16 protein-coding genes are annotated in these 15,575 nt (G+C 70.7%); 2 read left to right on the forward strand and 14 right to left on the reverse strand.

The features are described 5' to 3' along the window. Positions 1-371 precede the first annotated feature (371 nt). The 5 genes from ACFY2Z_RS33665 to ACFY2Z_RS33685 form a co-directional block, all read right to left on the reverse strand. Positions 372-788, reverse strand: a complete 417-nt coding sequence (locus tag ACFY2Z_RS33665) for a hypothetical protein (RefSeq protein ID WP_390747846.1) — start codon at positions 786-788, stop codon at positions 372-374. Between the two features lie 24 nt (positions 789-812). Further along, complete coding sequence (locus ACFY2Z_RS33670; RefSeq protein ID WP_390747847.1) at positions 813-1,322, reverse strand: hypothetical protein; 510 nt, start codon at positions 1,320-1,322, stop codon at positions 813-815. Positions 1,323-1,373: 51 nt separating this feature from the next. Then, positions 1,374-1,874 carry a hypothetical protein gene (locus ACFY2Z_RS33675; RefSeq protein ID WP_390747848.1) on the reverse strand — a complete coding sequence of 167 codons (501 nt, stop codon included), beginning with the start codon at positions 1,872-1,874 and terminating at the stop codon, positions 1,374-1,376. Between the two features lie 190 nt (positions 1,875-2,064). Further along, the gene (locus ACFY2Z_RS33680) at positions 2,065-2,361 is read right to left on the reverse strand and encodes a hypothetical protein (RefSeq protein ID WP_390747849.1); all 297 of its coding nucleotides are present in this window, start codon (positions 2,359-2,361) and stop codon (positions 2,065-2,067) included. Further along, positions 2,342-2,551: a hypothetical protein gene (locus tag ACFY2Z_RS33685; RefSeq protein WP_390747850.1), complete on the reverse strand. Its 210-nt coding sequence runs from the start codon at positions 2,549-2,551 to the stop codon at positions 2,342-2,344. Before ACFY2Z_RS33685 ends, ACFY2Z_RS33680 begins: the two co-directional genes overlap by 20 nt. 383 nt (positions 2,552-2,934) lie before the next feature. Between ACFY2Z_RS33685 and ACFY2Z_RS33690 the strand changes: the two genes are divergently transcribed. Next, the gene (locus ACFY2Z_RS33690) at positions 2,935-3,132 is read left to right on the forward strand and encodes a hypothetical protein (protein ID WP_390747913.1); all 198 of its coding nucleotides are present in this window, start codon (positions 2,935-2,937) and stop codon (positions 3,130-3,132) included. Between the two features lie 853 nt (positions 3,133-3,985). On the opposite strand, the gene ACFY2Z_RS33695 is transcribed toward ACFY2Z_RS33690, so the two are convergent. The 8 genes from ACFY2Z_RS33695 to ACFY2Z_RS33730 form a co-directional block, all read right to left on the reverse strand. After that, positions 3,986-4,198: a cold-shock protein gene (locus ACFY2Z_RS33695; protein WP_390747851.1), complete on the reverse strand. Its 213-nt coding sequence runs from the start codon at positions 4,196-4,198 to the stop codon at positions 3,986-3,988. Between the two features lie 125 nt (positions 4,199-4,323). Next, the gene (locus tag ACFY2Z_RS33700) at positions 4,324-5,166 is read right to left on the reverse strand and encodes an SUKH-4 family immunity protein (RefSeq protein ID WP_390747852.1); all 843 of its coding nucleotides are present in this window, start codon (positions 5,164-5,166) and stop codon (positions 4,324-4,326) included. A 167-nt stretch (positions 5,167-5,333) separates the two neighbouring features. Beyond that, entirely contained in the window at positions 5,334-7,640 is a 2,307-nt protein-coding gene (locus tag ACFY2Z_RS33705; RefSeq protein ID WP_390747853.1) for a xanthine dehydrogenase family protein molybdopterin-binding subunit, read from the reverse strand. Beyond that, positions 7,637-9,076, reverse strand: a complete 1,440-nt coding sequence (locus tag ACFY2Z_RS33710) for a 2Fe-2S iron-sulfur cluster-binding protein (protein ID WP_390747854.1) — start codon at positions 9,074-9,076, stop codon at positions 7,637-7,639. Before ACFY2Z_RS33710 ends, ACFY2Z_RS33705 begins: the two co-directional genes overlap by 4 nt. Then, the gene (locus tag ACFY2Z_RS33715) at positions 9,073-9,966 is read right to left on the reverse strand and encodes an FAD binding domain-containing protein (RefSeq protein WP_390747855.1); all 894 of its coding nucleotides are present in this window, start codon (positions 9,964-9,966) and stop codon (positions 9,073-9,075) included. Before ACFY2Z_RS33715 ends, ACFY2Z_RS33710 begins: the two co-directional genes overlap by 4 nt. Positions 9,967-10,245: 279 nt before the next feature. Continuing rightward, positions 10,246-11,871 carry a beta-N-acetylhexosaminidase gene (locus ACFY2Z_RS33720; protein ID WP_390747856.1) on the reverse strand — a complete coding sequence of 542 codons (1,626 nt, stop codon included), beginning with the start codon at positions 11,869-11,871 and terminating at the stop codon, positions 10,246-10,248. Between the two features lie 336 nt (positions 11,872-12,207). After that, positions 12,208-12,492 carry a DUF3039 domain-containing protein gene (locus tag ACFY2Z_RS33725; RefSeq protein ID WP_208032514.1) on the reverse strand — a complete coding sequence of 95 codons (285 nt, stop codon included), beginning with the start codon at positions 12,490-12,492 and terminating at the stop codon, positions 12,208-12,210. 28 nt (positions 12,493-12,520) lie between these two features. After that, a complete protein-coding gene (locus ACFY2Z_RS33730; RefSeq protein WP_311692304.1) occupies positions 12,521-13,093 on the reverse strand; it encodes a YqgE/AlgH family protein in 573 nt (190 codons plus the stop codon). Between the two features lie 250 nt (positions 13,094-13,343). Here ACFY2Z_RS33730 and murA point away from each other — a divergent pair, with 250 nt between their 5' ends. Then, a complete protein-coding gene (murA, locus tag ACFY2Z_RS33735) occupies positions 13,344-14,684 on the forward strand; it encodes a UDP-N-acetylglucosamine 1-carboxyvinyltransferase (RefSeq protein ID WP_390747857.1) in 1,341 nt (446 codons plus the stop codon). A gap of 218 nt (positions 14,685-14,902) precedes the next feature. On the opposite strand, the gene ACFY2Z_RS33740 is transcribed toward murA, so the two are convergent. Then, positions 14,903-15,184, reverse strand: a complete 282-nt coding sequence (locus tag ACFY2Z_RS33740; protein ID WP_007498188.1) for an HU family DNA-binding protein — start codon at positions 15,182-15,184, stop codon at positions 14,903-14,905. Positions 15,185-15,575 lie beyond the last annotated feature (391 nt).

Here is a 15,575-nt window from a genome sequence, read left to right on the forward strand (position 1 = left end):
AGGTCTGGGTCAAGCCGCACACCGTCTGCACCAAGTAGCGGCACTCCGCCGCTCCGCATGGGCCTCCATGTGCAGACAGCAGACCTGCACATGGAAGTCTGTGTATGTGCAGGCGTCACGCCCACGCCCGAAGGCCCCGGTGGGTGACTTACATCACTTTGGCGAGAATGTACGTGATTCGCCGCGTGACCATGGTTGGAGGCATCCTCGGCGTACGCCAACAGCAGCAGACATGCCAGCGTCTTGGCAGCGGCCGTGGGCATCTCGCCGGGCTTGGTGTCGGTGGAGGGCCTGACTCGCAGACCGTGTCGGCTCCGGTCCAGCCACACGGATGAGCCGGAGCCGACGGGCACTTTGTTCAGGCAGGGGGTTCAGTCGTGGACGGTCTCGCAGGGGCGCAGACCTGGTTCGTCGCTCCACGAAGTGCACAACTGGGTGTGGTTACTGAACCCTTCGTTGATCGGGAAGGTCCATTGCACGCTGAAGGTCGCGCATCGTTTGGGGCCCGTCGCGAACAGGGAGCCGTTGGCGTAGAGCCGGGGGGTGGCACAGTGATGGCCGCCGCCACCGTAGTACTCGTCAGCGGTCACTCGGTCGACGGTCAGCTTGTGGCCTTCGACGTCGATGCAGGATGTCTTGGAGTCGTCGTCGTTAGTGGTACACCCGTGTGCTGTTTGGGGGTTGGCGGGGGATGCCTCGTTCGCTACCGCGGCATTGGCGGGTGCTGCCAGAAACAGGGACGCTGCGGCCAACGTGATCCCGAGGCCGAAACTGAAGTGCTTACGCACGGAAACCTCCTCTTTCGTTCACTGTCAGCTGAACCGCGAAACGCACCCGTCCCAGTCGCCGCTCCCGCGGGTCCCCGAGGTGTAGGCCGTGACGATGTTCTTCGTGTCGACGTTGTAGATGACGGTGCCGGTCATGCCGTGCGCGCTGTACTTGAACGCTTGGTTGCGTGGGCCGGAACCGGGGGTCAGGGATCCCGTCTTCCCCACGATCAACTGGATGCAGTACTCGGTGTACTCGTCGAAGCCGTGGCCGTCCTTGATGTGCCGCACACCCCACCCGTCGGCATTGTCACTGTCGTGGACGCCGCACCGCAGGACCACACCGATGCGCAGGTGGTCGTTGGCGAAGCTGTTGACGTAAGCGTTCTTGGACGGGAGTGGATGGCCGTAGAAGCAGTCGCTCCACGGGGTGGCACCGCCGGGCGGGTCGGTCTGGCGCGGTCCGTCGACCGCGGCGGCGGATACACCGGTCAGCGACATGGTCAGTGCCGCCGCGGCAAACGCGGCGATGGTAAAGCGCTTGAATGAGCGCACGAAAAAGTTCCCCCTCATGCATGTGTGGATGGACCAGGAGCGCAGACGTCCCTAGGAGGAGTGACGCTTGTCCATTTCGCGCCGTAGGGCGGCGAAAGGTGCGGCTGGAAAGTCTCCGCCCCAGCCCGGAATCCGTCCTTCTGGCGCCGACTCCTGGACAGCAGAAAAGGCTTCTGCGAACGCGGTCAGGAACGTCACCACCGGAATCCTGGCCATGACGAGAGCGTCTCCGCGTACTGGCGCCCAGGGCGGGTCGGCCGGCGTGAGCCAGTCGGGGAGGCCGAGTTGGTGCACGGCGATAGAGGCGTGGTCAGGCCCCGACCGTGCGATATCGAGGAACACTCCCCCCGGTTCGTCACCCCACAGGACTGACGCCACGATTCTGCCCGAGGCGATGTGTGCCACTGCCTCGACGAGGTCGGAGAAGAAGTCGTCTTCGATGGATGTCGCCCGATAGACAGCCGCTTCTGCGCCTACGCGCAGCGCAAGGCGACACCACCCGGCCCTGAACGTGAAAGAAACTTCGAACTGGTTGGTCGAACCAGAAAGCACGAAAACCCCCGTCAGGAAAGCCTGCCTAACAACACTAGGTCAGGAGTCGCACACCTGTCCAGCATTTATGGGACCCGCACCTCTTACCGTCTTCTCAATTATTTGGCGCGTGGTTGATGCAGAGTTGGGCAGGTAAGTCTGAATGGACCGTTGCCGCTTCTGCTCTGTGGCGACAGATCTGCAGACGACGTCACCGAGACCTTCGGTGGCCCTTTATCAAGCCGACCAGCTGAATGGCTCGCCGGGCCGTCTCGGTCACACCAATGATCATCAGGATGACGGCGAAGTAGGTGGCTCCGATGCCCAGCCCGTTCATCTCCAACAGCAGCACAGCGGCCAGCGCCAGACCGCCGACTGCGATCGTCAGCCGGGCAGCCACGAACAGCAGGCCGGACCGGGCCAACTTGGCGTGCAACCTCGGGTAGTCCTGCCCAAGGCCGGCTGCAATCGCTCGCAGCTGCGGATCCTCACTGTCGTCCTGTGCCACTTGCTCCTCCTGACAGTGTGGCGACGGCGGTCGTATCGCGTGACGTGCAGTGTTCCAGCAAAGCGGAGATCTGGCCGTCGACGAGCCGGTAGCGCACGATCCGGCCATCCTTCTCGCGCTGGACGATGCCTGCCGTCCGCAGCAGACGCGGCGCCTGCGACACGACGCTGTCCCGCATCCCGATGGCCACGGCGAGGTCGGAGACTGTCCTGCACCCCGCGCCGCGGCCTCCAGCAGCTCATCCCGCAACGCTGCCACCGCATCCGCCGGCTCAATCTCCATACCAACCCGCCCTCTCTCGCCAAGCAGCCCCGCTTGGCGATGACGGCAGTACCGTCGCCCTGAAGGGATGGCACATCGCAGAGCAACCACCATCTCGGTGCACCGGCTCCACTCGTCACCCAAACGCAGCATGAAGTGCAAGCGAGCGCACGGACGGCACACAGTCTGGGACGGCCCGCAACTCAATCACTTGGGGCGGGACATCTCGGGCCCCCAGGTGTCCCCCGATGGAGCCACGAACGAGAAAGGGGCCTGCTCAGGCCGAACGGTGCCAGCCCGCTGAAATCTGCCGTGTCGCCGGAACCGGGCCGTCTCCGGGCCGCCTCCGGGCCGTCCGAGGGTGGCCAACGGCAACCGCTGACGACCAACAACGACCACGAGGGCGCGGCCGACTGCCGCGCCCTCGTCGTGTGTCCGTCCAGCTACATCCAGGTGTCCAGCCACATCCGCGAGCGCCAGGAGTCGATCGGGATGGCGGTGCCCGTGTAGATGGGCCAGAAGTAGATGAAGTACGCACCCAAAGACAGTCTGCCGAGGCGGTAAGCGGCGCATGGCCGTTGTGTCGTTACTCCCTCGGCCTGCACCGACATCGATTCTGAGGGAAGGTGGCGCCCGTCTCAGTTCCCGTCTCATTCATCGCCGTACGCGGCCGTTCAACGCCGTTCGACCCAGCCGCCGGACACAGCATCCGCACGGGGCTGAACGTCGATGAACGATCGCGGATCGCGCCTTGAGCGGCCCGGACAAACCTGCAAAGCGAGTTACGCGGGTTCGATTCCCGCCACGGTCTCCAGTGCCTGGCCAGGCAGAACGAAGGGGCGGGAACCGCACCGACAGGGCCTCTGGGGCGAACCTCGTGGGCCGAGCCGGGCAGGGTGTGCAGCGGGGGGAGGTGACCTCCCACTGCACACCTGAACGCTTGTCCCCCTCTACCGAAGCAGGGAGCCGGCGGTCTGCGTCACCAGCCACACGCGGTCGGGCAGAAGGTGTCCGGATGCGCGACGGAGGACGGCGCCGACCGAGGCGCGGCAACTGCGGAACTGACGGCCCCCACACCTCCCACAATCAGCGCTGCGACTATCCCGACCAGGCTGACCCAACGCTTTACCTTCATCTTCGCGAATCCTTCCGGAGTGCGTGCGAACGGTATCGCGGGAAACTGTCCCCCCTCGACGGTGGGCCAATCGAGAAATTCCTCTAAGGGACGGGATATCTGCCCTCAGGGGAATTCGCTCCCTCGGGAAGCCGGGCAGATCGGCGGATTGTCCTGGGGCGGCGTCGGTCCGGAGCCGACTCGGCTTTGGACCGGGGGTGCGCTCCGCCACACCATTGGCGCGGCGGCCTATTCCTCCGCGATGACCTCGTCCGCCTGCATGCCCTTCTGGCCCTGCACCGCGATGAAGGTCACCTTCTGGCCTTCCTTGAGGCTCTTGAATCCTGGACCCTGGATCGCCCTGAAGTGCACGAAGAGGTCGGGGCCGCTTTCCGGGGTGATGAAGCCGAACCCCTTCTCTTCGTTGAACCACTTGACGGTGCCGCTCTGGCGCTGAGACATATCCACTCCTTCGATTCACGTGCATCGGTCGGGCGTAGAGGGCGCCCAACGAGTTGATCATCCCTGCTGAGGAAAGGCCGAGGGCGCAGCCTGTACGGCCGGCTGCCTCTGGTGCTGCGACCGCACTAGCCGTACTGGGTCACGACGTCGGGCTTCGTGTCGAGTGTCTTCTCGCGGTGCACCAGCCAGACCGTGAACGCCAGGGTGGAGACGTCAGCGTTCAGGGGACGCAGGGTCGCGTCGGGCTCGCTCCAGCACAGCAGCTCTCCGGTGGCTCCGTCGACGACCAGGCTCGGGTCCTCCAGCAGACGACCGAGGCGTATCAGGCGGTCCGCACTCTCGGGGAGCCGGTCCGCGGGGATGCCGCTCTCCTCCGCGCAGTACTCGGCCAGGGTCTGCAGGGGCACGTCCATGTCCAGCTCGTACCAAGTCCCGTGCTCCGGCAGGCCTGTCTCGCTCAGGAAGCGGCGGGTCGGCTCGTGCGTGAGTGTGCGGGGGAAGTCGATGTCCTCGAAGCGCATGATCGCGGCGGAGCCGAACTCCTCGTCCAGCAGACGCGGCGGAAGGTCCAGTCGGAGCCCCGCGCCGGGCCGCGCGATCCGGGCCGGCGGGCGGATCAGCGCGGTCGTCCGCCGGTGGGACGCGGGGTCCTCACCGGCGAGCGGGGAGAGATCCACCAGACCCGGGTGGCCCGGGAACGCGGGCGTCGTGGAGACCCGGCCCGTGGCGCCGTCGAGCAACAGCCGCTCCAGTTCACGGTCGAGGGTGCGCAGCACCCCTTTGACCAACTGGTCGCGCAGTTCCGCGACCAGCTTCTCCGCGGCGTCGACCAGCTCGGCGACCCCGCACAGCACGGGCTGCGCGGGCGGGGCTCCGGTCAGCTGGTGGCGCCTCCCCGTGCGCGTCACACACGGATGCAGGTCCGCCTCGGTCAGCGTGATCACGCCACCGGCTTCGGTCGTGCCCATTGCTTCCCCCGCGTGCGTCGTGCCCAGGGCGTCCGCGGGCAGGACACAGGCTCCCGCCGGGCGGCTCTCCCCCAACGCGAAGAACCCTACGCCGCCCCACTGACAACGCCCGGGGCGAAGGAGATCGCCAGGTCAGGAGGGCGTCAGCCGGAGCGGCCGGGCGGCCTTCACTGGGTCGTGACCACCGCCGCCTGCGGCCGGATCGGCAGACGGTTGACCGGACGGCCCGTCGCCGCGCGCACCGCGGCGGCGATCGCCGCCGGGGACGTCACCACGGGCACCGCGCTGACCGACTTGGCGCCGAACGGCGCGACCACGTCGCGTTCCTCGACCAGCTTGACGATCCGGATGTCGGGGGCGTCCAGTGCCGTGGGAAGGGAGTAGCCCGTCAGGTCGGGGTGCCGGATCAGACCGCGGGCCGTGCGCAGGTTCTCGGTGAGCGCGATGCCCACGCCCTGGGTGACACCGGCCTCCACGCGCGCGGCGAGCTGAGCCGGGTTCAGCACCCGGCCCACGTCCTGGGCGAGGGCCAGTTCCACCACCCGTACCGAGCCGATCTCGATGTCCACGTCCACCACCGCGCGGATCGCGCAGAACGCGAGCCCCACGAAGGCGTCGCCCTGGCCCGTCTCGTCCAGCGGCTCCGTCGGGTGCGGGCGGCACTGCGCCGTGGCCCACAGTTCCTTGCCGTCCATCGCCTCGGTGACCGTGGTCGACAGCACGCCGTCGTACGAGGTGATCTTGCCGTCGGTGATCTGGAGCAGTTCGGTGGACATGCCGAACTTGTGCGCCAGGGGTTGCAGCAGCTGGGTGCGGACCATCTTGGCGGCACGTTCCACCGCGCCGCCGGACACCCAGGTGTGGCGGCCGCGGCAGCCGGCTCCGGCGGGCGGCTGGTCCGTGTCGACCGGGGCCACGTGGACCTCGTCGATGCCCAGGGTCTCCTGGACGATCTGCCGGGCGAGCACGGTGAAGCCCTGACCGGTCTCGACGGCCGAGCACAGCACCGTCGCGACGCCGTCGTGGACCTTCACGGTCGCCGTGGACACCTCGTCGGCGCCCTCCGCGCCGAGCATGTGCACCATGCCGAGGCCGTAGCCGACACCGCGGCGCACCGCGCCGGGTTCGCCCGCGCCCTCGGGGCCGCCCGGCAGCAGCCAGTCCTCCTCGGGAGTGTCCTTGGGGAGCGCCGGCAGCGGGTGGTCCCGTACCGCCTCCAGCAGTTCGGCCACCGGCGCCGGGCAGGTGACCGTCTGGCCCGTCGGCAGGACGTCACCCGTCGCCATGACGTTGAGCAGCCGCAGCTCCGCCGGGTTGGCGCCGAGCTTCTTGGCGAGCTTGTCCATCTGCGCCTCGTAGGCGGCGCACACCTGCATCGCGCCCTCGCCGCGCACATGGCCCGACGGCGGGTTGTTGGTGCGTACGGCCCAGCCCTCGATGAAGGCGTTCGGGACGACATAGGGGCCACAGGCGAAGGACACCGCGGCGGCCAGCGACTCCGAGGAGGTGTCCGCGTACGCGCCCGCGTCCAGCAGGATCTGTGCCTCGACCTTCACCAGCCTGCCCTCGGCGTCCGCGTGGTGGCGGTAGCGCAGGAGGGTGGGATGGCGGTGGGAGTGGCCGAGGAACGACTCCTCGCGGGTCGCGGCGAGCTTCACCGGGCAGCCGGTTCTCAGGGCCAGCAGGCCGAGCGGGAGCTGGAAGCTCTGGTCCTCGCGGTCGGCGGTGGCGCCGGGCACCCCGGTGACGACGACCTTCACCCGCTCCGGCTCCAGGCCGTAGACCGCGGCGGCGCGGTCGCGGTCGGCGTGCGGGTCGGTGGAGGCGATGTACAGCTCGACCCCGCCGTCGGGCCGGGGCACCGCGAGACCGGCCTCCGCGCCGATCGGGGCGGGGTCCTGGCGGCCGATGCGGTACAGGCCCTCCACGACGACCTCGCCCATCGCGTCCGGGTCGCCGTGGCGCAGCGGGATGTGCCGGATGAGGTTGCCGTCGGGGTGCAGCGGCTCCGCCTCGAAGGCCTGCTCCGGGTCGGTGACCGGGTCGAGCACCTCGTACTCGACGATGACCGCGGCGGCGGCCATGCGCGCGGTGTCGGGGTGGTCGGCGGCGACGGCCGCGATGGGCTCCCCGTGGTGGCGTACGACCTCGGAGGCGAACACCGGGCGGTCGGCCGTGCCCCGGCCGTGGAACGCGCTGCCGGGCACGTCCTCGTGGGTCACGACGGCCCGCACGCCGGGCATCTCGCGCGCGTGGCTGACATCGATGGACAGGATGCGCGCGTGCGGGTGCGGCGAGCGCAGTACGGCCGCCCACAGCAGGCCCTCGGCCCACAGGTCGGCCGCGTACGGGAAGGTGCCCTCGGTCTTGGCACGGGCGTCGGTCGACGGCAGGGAGGCGCCCAGGCCGTGCGCCAGTGCCTCGGGGGCGGGTGCGGCCGCCGCGGTGGTCGCGGTGGCGGCTTCGTTGCTCACGCCTGGCCTCCGTCCTGGCCGTACGGGTGGTCGTGCGGGCCCGCGCCGTCGAACGCGGAGGGGTGGACGCCGCCGGCCCCGGGCCCGGCCTGGTGCGGGATCCGGGGCTCGTCCGCGTCCGGTGCCGACTCGGCCTCGGCGTGCGCCCGGCGTTCGGCGACGACCTCCTTGACGGCCTCCAGGACGCCCCGGTAGCCGGAGCAGCGGCACAGATTGCCGCACAGGGCCTGGCGGGCCTCCAGTTCGGTCGGCGCGGGGTTGCCCTCCAGCAGGTCGTGCACGGTCATCGCCATGCCCGGGATGCAGAAGCCGCACTGCACGGCCCCGCACCGGGCGAGCGCCCGCTGCACGTCCGAGGGCTGGCCGTCGGCGGCGAGGCCCTCGACCGTGCGGACCTCGCTGCCCGCCGCGGTGACGGCGGGCACCAGACAGGAGGCGACGAGCCGTCCGTCGACCTGGACGTTGCAGGCACCGCACTCGCCCTGCGAGCAGCCGTCCTTGGCGCCGGCGAGACCGAGCCGCTCGCGCAGCACGTACAGCAGCGACTCCCCGATCCATGCGTCGGTGACGGGCCGGTCGGAGTCGTTCACCCGCAGGACGTACGAGACGAGGGGGTGCTCGTCGTGCGGGGCCGGTGGCGGTTCGGGGTCCTGCTCCCCGGCCTCGGCCGGTGCGGCGTCCGCGGTGGGGGCGTCCCCGTCCGGCCCGTCGGGCCCGTCGGCGGGCGCCTGCGGCTCGTGGGCGGCCTCGGAGGCCTCGGGAGCAACAGCGGCCCCCGTGTCCCCGTACGGCCCGCCGGAGGGCTCTCCAGGGTCCGCGCCGGGCGTCTGCGCGGCCGGCCCGGCCGACTCGTCGGCGCCGGTGTGCGTCCCGTCGGACCAAGGCTGCCCGGCCGTGCCCGTCGCCCAGGGCGCGGGCGCGCCGCCCGGGAGCGTCGCGGGCGGGGTGCCGCCCCACTGCTCGACCAGGGCCGACGTGCTGAACTCGCCCGACTCGTCCGGCAGATCGCCGCCCGCCACCGGGATCGACCACTCACCGGTGACGTCGTGCCCGGGCGCGGGGTGCTCCTGGGCGGCCGCGGTCTCCTGGAAGCTCCACTGCCCGGTGGCTCCGGAGTGGTGCGGGAACTGGTCTCCCGTGCCGTGCGGGGCGGTCCGGTTCGGGTCGGGCCAGTGGGCGCCCTCCGCGGGCGCGGCCCAGGTCCCCGGGGCCGCCTGGTCGGTGCCCTCGGCGGCGGCCGGGTCGAACGTCGGCGGCACATAGCCGTGGCCCGGCGCGGCCAGCGGGCTGTGGGCGGCGAGGAGGGCGTCGATCCCTCCCTCGGGGAGCTGGACGAAGGCGGTGGCCCCGTCGTCGTAGTCGCCCTGTGGCAGTCGCTCCCAAGAACCGTGGGTGCCCCCCTGCGGGGTCTCCTCCGGGTGCCGGTCGTCGGTCACGACAGTGCCCTCCCCAGTGCTCGTCGGGCCAGCGCGGCGACGGTGCGCCGCAGGTGCAGTACGGCGGGTGGAAGCTGCTGCACGGTGCCGTCCTCCGCCGGGGCCGGGTCGGGGATACAGGCCGCGGCGACATACTCCCCGAAGGCGGCGAGCGCCTCCGGGACGATCGCGCGGTTGTTGTCCCAGTCGATGAGCTGGGCGACCCAGTGCTCGGCCTCCAGGGGGCGCAGCGGCACGGGCGCTATGGCGCCCACCGCGCAGCGCACACCGCGCCGGGCCGGGTCGAGGACGAGCGCCACCGAGGCGACGGCCCGCCCGGGGCCGGTGCGCCCGGTCGCCTTCAGGAAGACCTGGGGGGCGTGCAGCAGCGGTACGCGCACGTAGCCGATGAGTTCGCCGGCGCGCAGCGGCTCCACTCCGGCGAGCAGATGCGAGACCGGGATCTCGCGGCGGGCTCCCTCGGGGCCCGCGATGATCAGCGTGGCCTCCAGGGCGGCCAGCACCGGGAGCGCGTCCCCCGTGGGGGCGGCCGAGGCGATGTTGCCGCCCAGGGTGCCCGCGTTGCGGATGTGCGGTGGCCCGGCGGCGCGCGAGGCCGCCGCGAGGGCGGGGATGAGGGCCGCGAAGTCGGGGCGGCCCATACGCGCGTGGGTGAGGCCGGCGCCGAGCAGCGCGTGGCCGTCCTGGTACTGCCAGCCGCGGATCTCGCTGATGCGGCCGAGACCGACCAGCGCGGCGGGCCGCAGCTGGCCGGAGTTCACCGCGGCCATCAGATCGGTGCCACCCGCCACGGGGACGGCGGCCGGCATGGCGGCAAGGACCGCCACGGCCTCGTCCAGCGAGGCGGGCAGCGTCACGGCCTGCGCCGCCTGCGGTGCGTGCGTGGTCAAACCGGCTGCCCCTTCCCGCTGCCCCACCTGGTCCCACCTGTGTTGCCGTACGGTACGTGCTGACAGGCCGGACGTGGCAACTCTGGCACATCTTTCCCGGCCCCCGACGCGGGGGTCCGCTAGGAGGCATTCGCCCCCTCACCAGGGAGATGACCCGTTTTGCCATGACATCCCCGATGAGTACCGATCGCCGCTCTCCGGCGGCCCTGGTGCGACTTCTCCCACGCGGGATCACGTTTCCAGGGCCCCCGGCGCCCGTGCCGCGCCTCCACGACGGCCTCACACGTTCGGGGGCGCACCCTCGATCGGGCGTCCGAGCACTCCGGGCCGCCGCTGCCACGGCAGGGGCCCCGCGGGCGGCCGATACGCGACCCCCAGAGCGTCAAGCCGGCCGTAGTGGACGGCCATCCGCCGCTCGAAGTCACCGAAGTCGCGCTCCGCGGACGCCGGCAGTTCGCTCCAGGCGACCTCGGCGAACGCCGCGAGCCTCGGGAACATCTGGTAGTCCACGCGCGCCTGATCCTCCATCACCTCGGTCCAGACGTTGGCCTGGGTGCCGAGCACATGGCGCGCCTGCTCCCCGGTGAGCTGCGGCGGAACAGGCTCGAACCGGTAGACGTCCTCCAGGGTGCGCACATACCCGATGGGCACCGGCTCGTCCGGGCCGCCGTCCTGACGGTGGTCCAGGTACACCTGCTGCTCCGGGCACATGACCACGTCGTGGCCGGCCCGTGCGGCCGTCACGCCGCCCGCGTATCCGCGCCAGGAGGACACGGCGGCACCTTCCGCGAGGCCGCCCTGAAGGATCTCGTCCCAGCCGATGAGCCGGCGGCCGCGGGCGGTCAGCCAGGTGTCGAAGTGCCGGATGAACCACGCCTGCAGTCCGTCCTCGCCGTCGAGCCCGAGTTCCTTGATGCGCGCCTGGGCTGCCGCGGAGCGCCGCCACTGGTCCTTGGGGCACTCGTCGCCGCCGATGTGAATGAACGTCGAGGGAAACAGTTCCAGAACTTCCTCGAACACCCCTTCGTAGAACCGCAGAGTGGTGTCGGTGGGGGCGAGTACGTTGGCCGAGATACCCCAGTCGTCCCAGACCGAGAGGGAGGCCGTGTCGACGACGTCCGTGTTGCCGAGTTCGGGATACGCGGCGACGGCCGCCTGACTGTGCCCGGGTATGTCGATCTCGGGGACGACGGTGATGTGCCGCGCGGCCGCGTACGCGACGATCTCGCGGATGTCGTCCTGCGTGTAGAAGCCGCCGTGCGGCTTCTCCTCCCACAGCGGCGAGGCCCGGTGGCCGAAGCGCGTGCGGGACCGCCAGGAGCCCACCTCGGTGAGCTTCGGGTGGCGCTTGATCTCCAGCCGCCAGCCCTGGTCGTCCGTGAGATGCAGATGCAGGACGTTCAGCTTGTGGGCGGCCATCAGATCCAGACAGCGCAGTACGCCGTCCTTGGGTGTGAAATGCCGGGCCACGTCGAGCAGGAGGCCGCGCCAGGCGAAGCGGGGCGCGTCCTCGACGACCACCCCGGGCACGTCCCACTCACGGCGTGACGGGTCGAGCGGCGCCCGCCGGAAGGCCTCCGGCCCCAGCAGCTGACGGAAGGTCTGCGCTGCCCAGAAGACGCCTGCCGCGCTGCCGCCGTCGAGACGGACGGCGTAGCCGTCGACGACGATGCGGTACGCCTCGGGCTCCATCCCCGGGTCGACGCGCAGCACGATGCCGTGGTCCCCGCTCCCCTCCCGGAAGGGCAGCCCGGTGGCCGCGCCCAGGACGTCGCGCATCCAGTGCGCGACGCGCTCGGTGCCGGGCTCCGCGCGCAGCACCGTCTCCTCGTCGAGCACGTACAGCCCCCGCGGGGGCACCCACCCGCCCTTGCGCGGTGCCGGGATCAGATCCTCGAAGCCCATCGTGTCCAGCCCCTTCCGTCCTTGCGGCCTTCACGGAACCCCGGGCGGCCACACCGTCCCGGTGGGGGAAGCCTGATCGACAAGGCGGCGTGAACGGAAGCGGGATGCACGAAGGGAGGCGGAACGCCGGACGACGGACAGACGGACGACGGGCAGACGGACGACGGGCAGACGGACGACGGGTGACGTGTAGCCGGACGACGGGGCGACGGGACGACGGGCCGGCGGAGGGTCTCCGAACCCCGACGCGCCCGGACGTGGACATGAAGACCCCCGGGACGCGCCGTCACGCGTCCCGGGGGCCCTGCGGTCGTCGTCGGGTGAGCAGCCGGCCGGCTACTTCTTGTCGCCGCCCTTGCCCTCGTCGCCGCCGCTGCCCATGGACTCGTAGATCTCCTTGCACATGGGGCAGACCGGGTACTTCTTGGGGTCGCGGCCCGGTACCCACACCTTGCCGCACAGCGCCACGACGGGCGTGCCGTCGAGGGCGCTCGCCATGATCTTGTCCTTCTGGACGTAGTGGGCGAAGCGCTCGTGGTCACCGTCGCCGTGCGACACCTGCGGCGTCGGCTCTACGAGGGTCCCCGTACCGGTACCGCGCTCGGGCTCGAGAGTGCTCATACGGCAAGGGTACTGAAGCCCGCGCGCATCAGTTGAGCGTAGGGTCGTCCGGATAGGTGGCCACCATCGCCAGCTCGCTGCGCTGCCGGCGCAGCACCTCCCGCCACAGTCGCTCCGGCGCCGGGGACGACACATCGCCCGGCTCCGACTCGACGACGTACCAGGCGCCTTCGACGAGCTCGTCCTCCAGCTGGCCCGGTCCCCAGCCCGCGTAGCCGGCGAAGATCCGCAGCGAGCCGAGCGCCTTGGCGAGCAGCTCGGGCGGGGCCTCCAGGTCGACCAGGCCGATCGCGCCGTGCACCCGCCGCCAGCCCAGCGGGGCCCGCTCCCCGGAGGCGCCGCCCGGGATGACCGCGACGCCGAGCGCCGAGTCCAGCGACACGGGTCCGCCCTGGAAGACGACCCCGGGCTCCCCCGCCAGATCCGCCCAGCCCTCCAGGATGTCGCCCACGTCCACGGGTGTGGGGCGGTTGAGGACCACCCCGAGCGAGCCCTCCTCGTCGTGGTCGAGGAGAAGCACCACAGCGCGGTCGAAGTTCGGGTCCGCCAGGGCGGGCGTGGCCACGAGCAGCCGCCCTGTGAGCGAGGACACCTCGGTCATGCCAGACATGATCCCGCATCTTGCCCCGGGATGGGGAGGCAATCCGGGTACGCGGGTGAATGCGGCACCGGGCTCACGGACGCGGCCCCGGCGCACGCCCGGCGGTCACCGCGTGCGTCCGCTCACGCACCGCTCGTGTTGTGGCAAACCTATGACGCGTCTGGGAGGTACTCGGGCTTACTGAAGGGGGGTGTACGGCCATTACTCTTACGTCTTCGGCCCCTGCCCCACCCAACGGAACGCGAGATCCATGACCGTCAACGACGATGTCCTCCTTGTCCACGGCGGCACCCCGCTGGAGGGCGAAATCCGTGTCCGCGGTGCGAAGAACCTCGTACCGAAGGCCATGGTCGCCGCTCTCCTGGGCAGTGCGCCGAGCAGGCTGCGCAATGTCCCCGACATTCGCGACGTGCGTGTGGTGCGCGGGCTGCTGCAACTGCACGGCGTGACGGTGCGCCCGGGCGAGGAACCGGGTGAGCTGCTGCTCGACCCGACACACGTCGAGAGCGCGAACGTCGCTGACATCGATGCCCACGCGGGCTCGTCGCGCATCCCGATCCTCTTCTGCGGCCCGCTGCTGCACCGCCTGGGCCACGCCTTCATCCCGGGCCTCGGCGGCTGTGACATCGGCGGCCGTCCCATCGACTTCCACTTCGACGTGCTGCGGCAGTTCGGCGCGGTCATCGAGAAGCGCGCGGACGGCCAGTACCTGGAGGCGCCCAAGGGTCTGCGCGGCACCAAGATCCGGCTGCCGTACCCGTCCGTCGGTGCCACCGAGCAGGTGCTGCTGACGGCGGTGCTCGCCGAGGGCGTCACCGAGCTGTCCAACGCGGCCGTCGAGCCGGAGATCGAGGACCTCATCTGCGTGCTGCAGAAGATGGGCGCGATCATCGCGATGGACACCGACCGCACGATCCGCATCACCGGTGTGGACAAGCTGGGCGGCTACGCCCACCGCGCCCTCCCGGACCGGCTGGAGGCCGCGTCCTGGGCGTCGGCGGCGCTGGCGACCGAGGGCAACATCTACGTCCGCGGCGCGCAGCAGCGGTCGATGATGACGTTCCTGAACACCTACCGGAAGGTGGGTGGCGCCTTCGAGATCGACGACGAGGGCATCCGCTTCTGGCACCCCGGCGGCCAGCTGAAGTCCATCGCGCTGGAGACGGACGTGCACCCGGGCTTCCAGACGGACTGGCAGCAGCCGCTGGTCGTCGCGCTGACGCAGGCCACGGGTCTGTCGATCATCCACGAGACGGTCTACGAGTCCCGCCTCGGCTTCACCTCCGCGCTGAACCAGATGGGCGCGCACATCCAGCTCTACCGCGAGTGCCTCGGCGGCTCCGACTGCCGCTTCGGCCAGCGCAACTTCCTGCACTCCGCGGTGGTTTCGGGCCCGACCCGGCTCCAGGGCGCCGACCTGGTCATTCCCGACCTGCGCGGCGGCTTCTCGTATCTGATCGCGGCGCTGGCGGCCCAGGGCACGTCCCGGGTCCACGGCATCGACCTGATCAACCGCGGCTACGAGAACTTCATGGAGAAGCTCATCGAGCTGGGCGCGAAGGTCGAGCTGCCGGGCAAGGCCCTGGCCTGACCCCTGCCCGCGGAACCCCGGGAGACCGTGGCCCGCGGGCACACACGCGTCGCACCCACGCATCCGCACACGCGCGAGGGGCGGTCACCCGCATCGGGTGACCGCCCCTTAGGCCTTGCTGGGCCCGTACGCCGTCCCAGGAGGCGTCACCGGGCCGAGAACGCCGTCCCGCCCAGGGAACGGCCTCGTACGCCGTCCCGTGGCGTACGACGGCAAGATCACTTGCCCTTCGCGGCTTCCTTGAGCTTGGAGCCCGCCGAGACCTTCACGCTGTAGCCGGCCGGGATCTGGATGGGGTCGCCGGTCTGCGGGTTGCGCGCGGTGCGAGCGGCACGGTGGGTGCGCTCGAAGGTCAGGAAGCCAGGGATGGTGACCTTCTCGTCGCCCTTGGCGACGACCTCGCCGACGGTCTCGGCGAACGCGGCCAGCACGGCGTCGGCGTCCTTGCGGGTCACCTCGGCGCGGTCGGCCAGCGCGGCCACCAGCTCACTGCGGTTCATGTTGTTACTCCCGTGTTCTTCTTGCCGTTGAGGCGTGCCACGCGGCGGAGCCGCATGATGGGCACAGCGAAGTCGATGCTGCCAGGGTCCTCGGTGAGTCCCCGGACCCGGGTCCTTCCTTCGTCAGACCCTCGCGCCCGAAGACGCATCCTGCCCCCACCTGCGGCGGGAAAGCCAATCCGGCACCCGTAGGAGTCGTGAGAACACCCTTGGGAGTCACACGAAAGCGCCACCGTCCCGGTGTGGTGACGTTCTGTCCACTCCGGGCGACGCTTCGCAGGGCCTTGGGGGGCCTGAGCCTGGCCGCCACCCTAGAGGGCGCCCAGGACCTGCGCCTTCAACGACGCGCCGTACGCGGACACCGTGGCGATGGTCACAGCCGCCGCACCGC

This window comes from Streptomyces sp. NPDC001222 (genome assembly GCF_042896945.1).
GTDB classification, from domain to species: domain Bacteria; phylum Actinomycetota; class Actinomycetes; order Streptomycetales; family Streptomycetaceae; genus Streptomyces; species Streptomyces gibsoniae.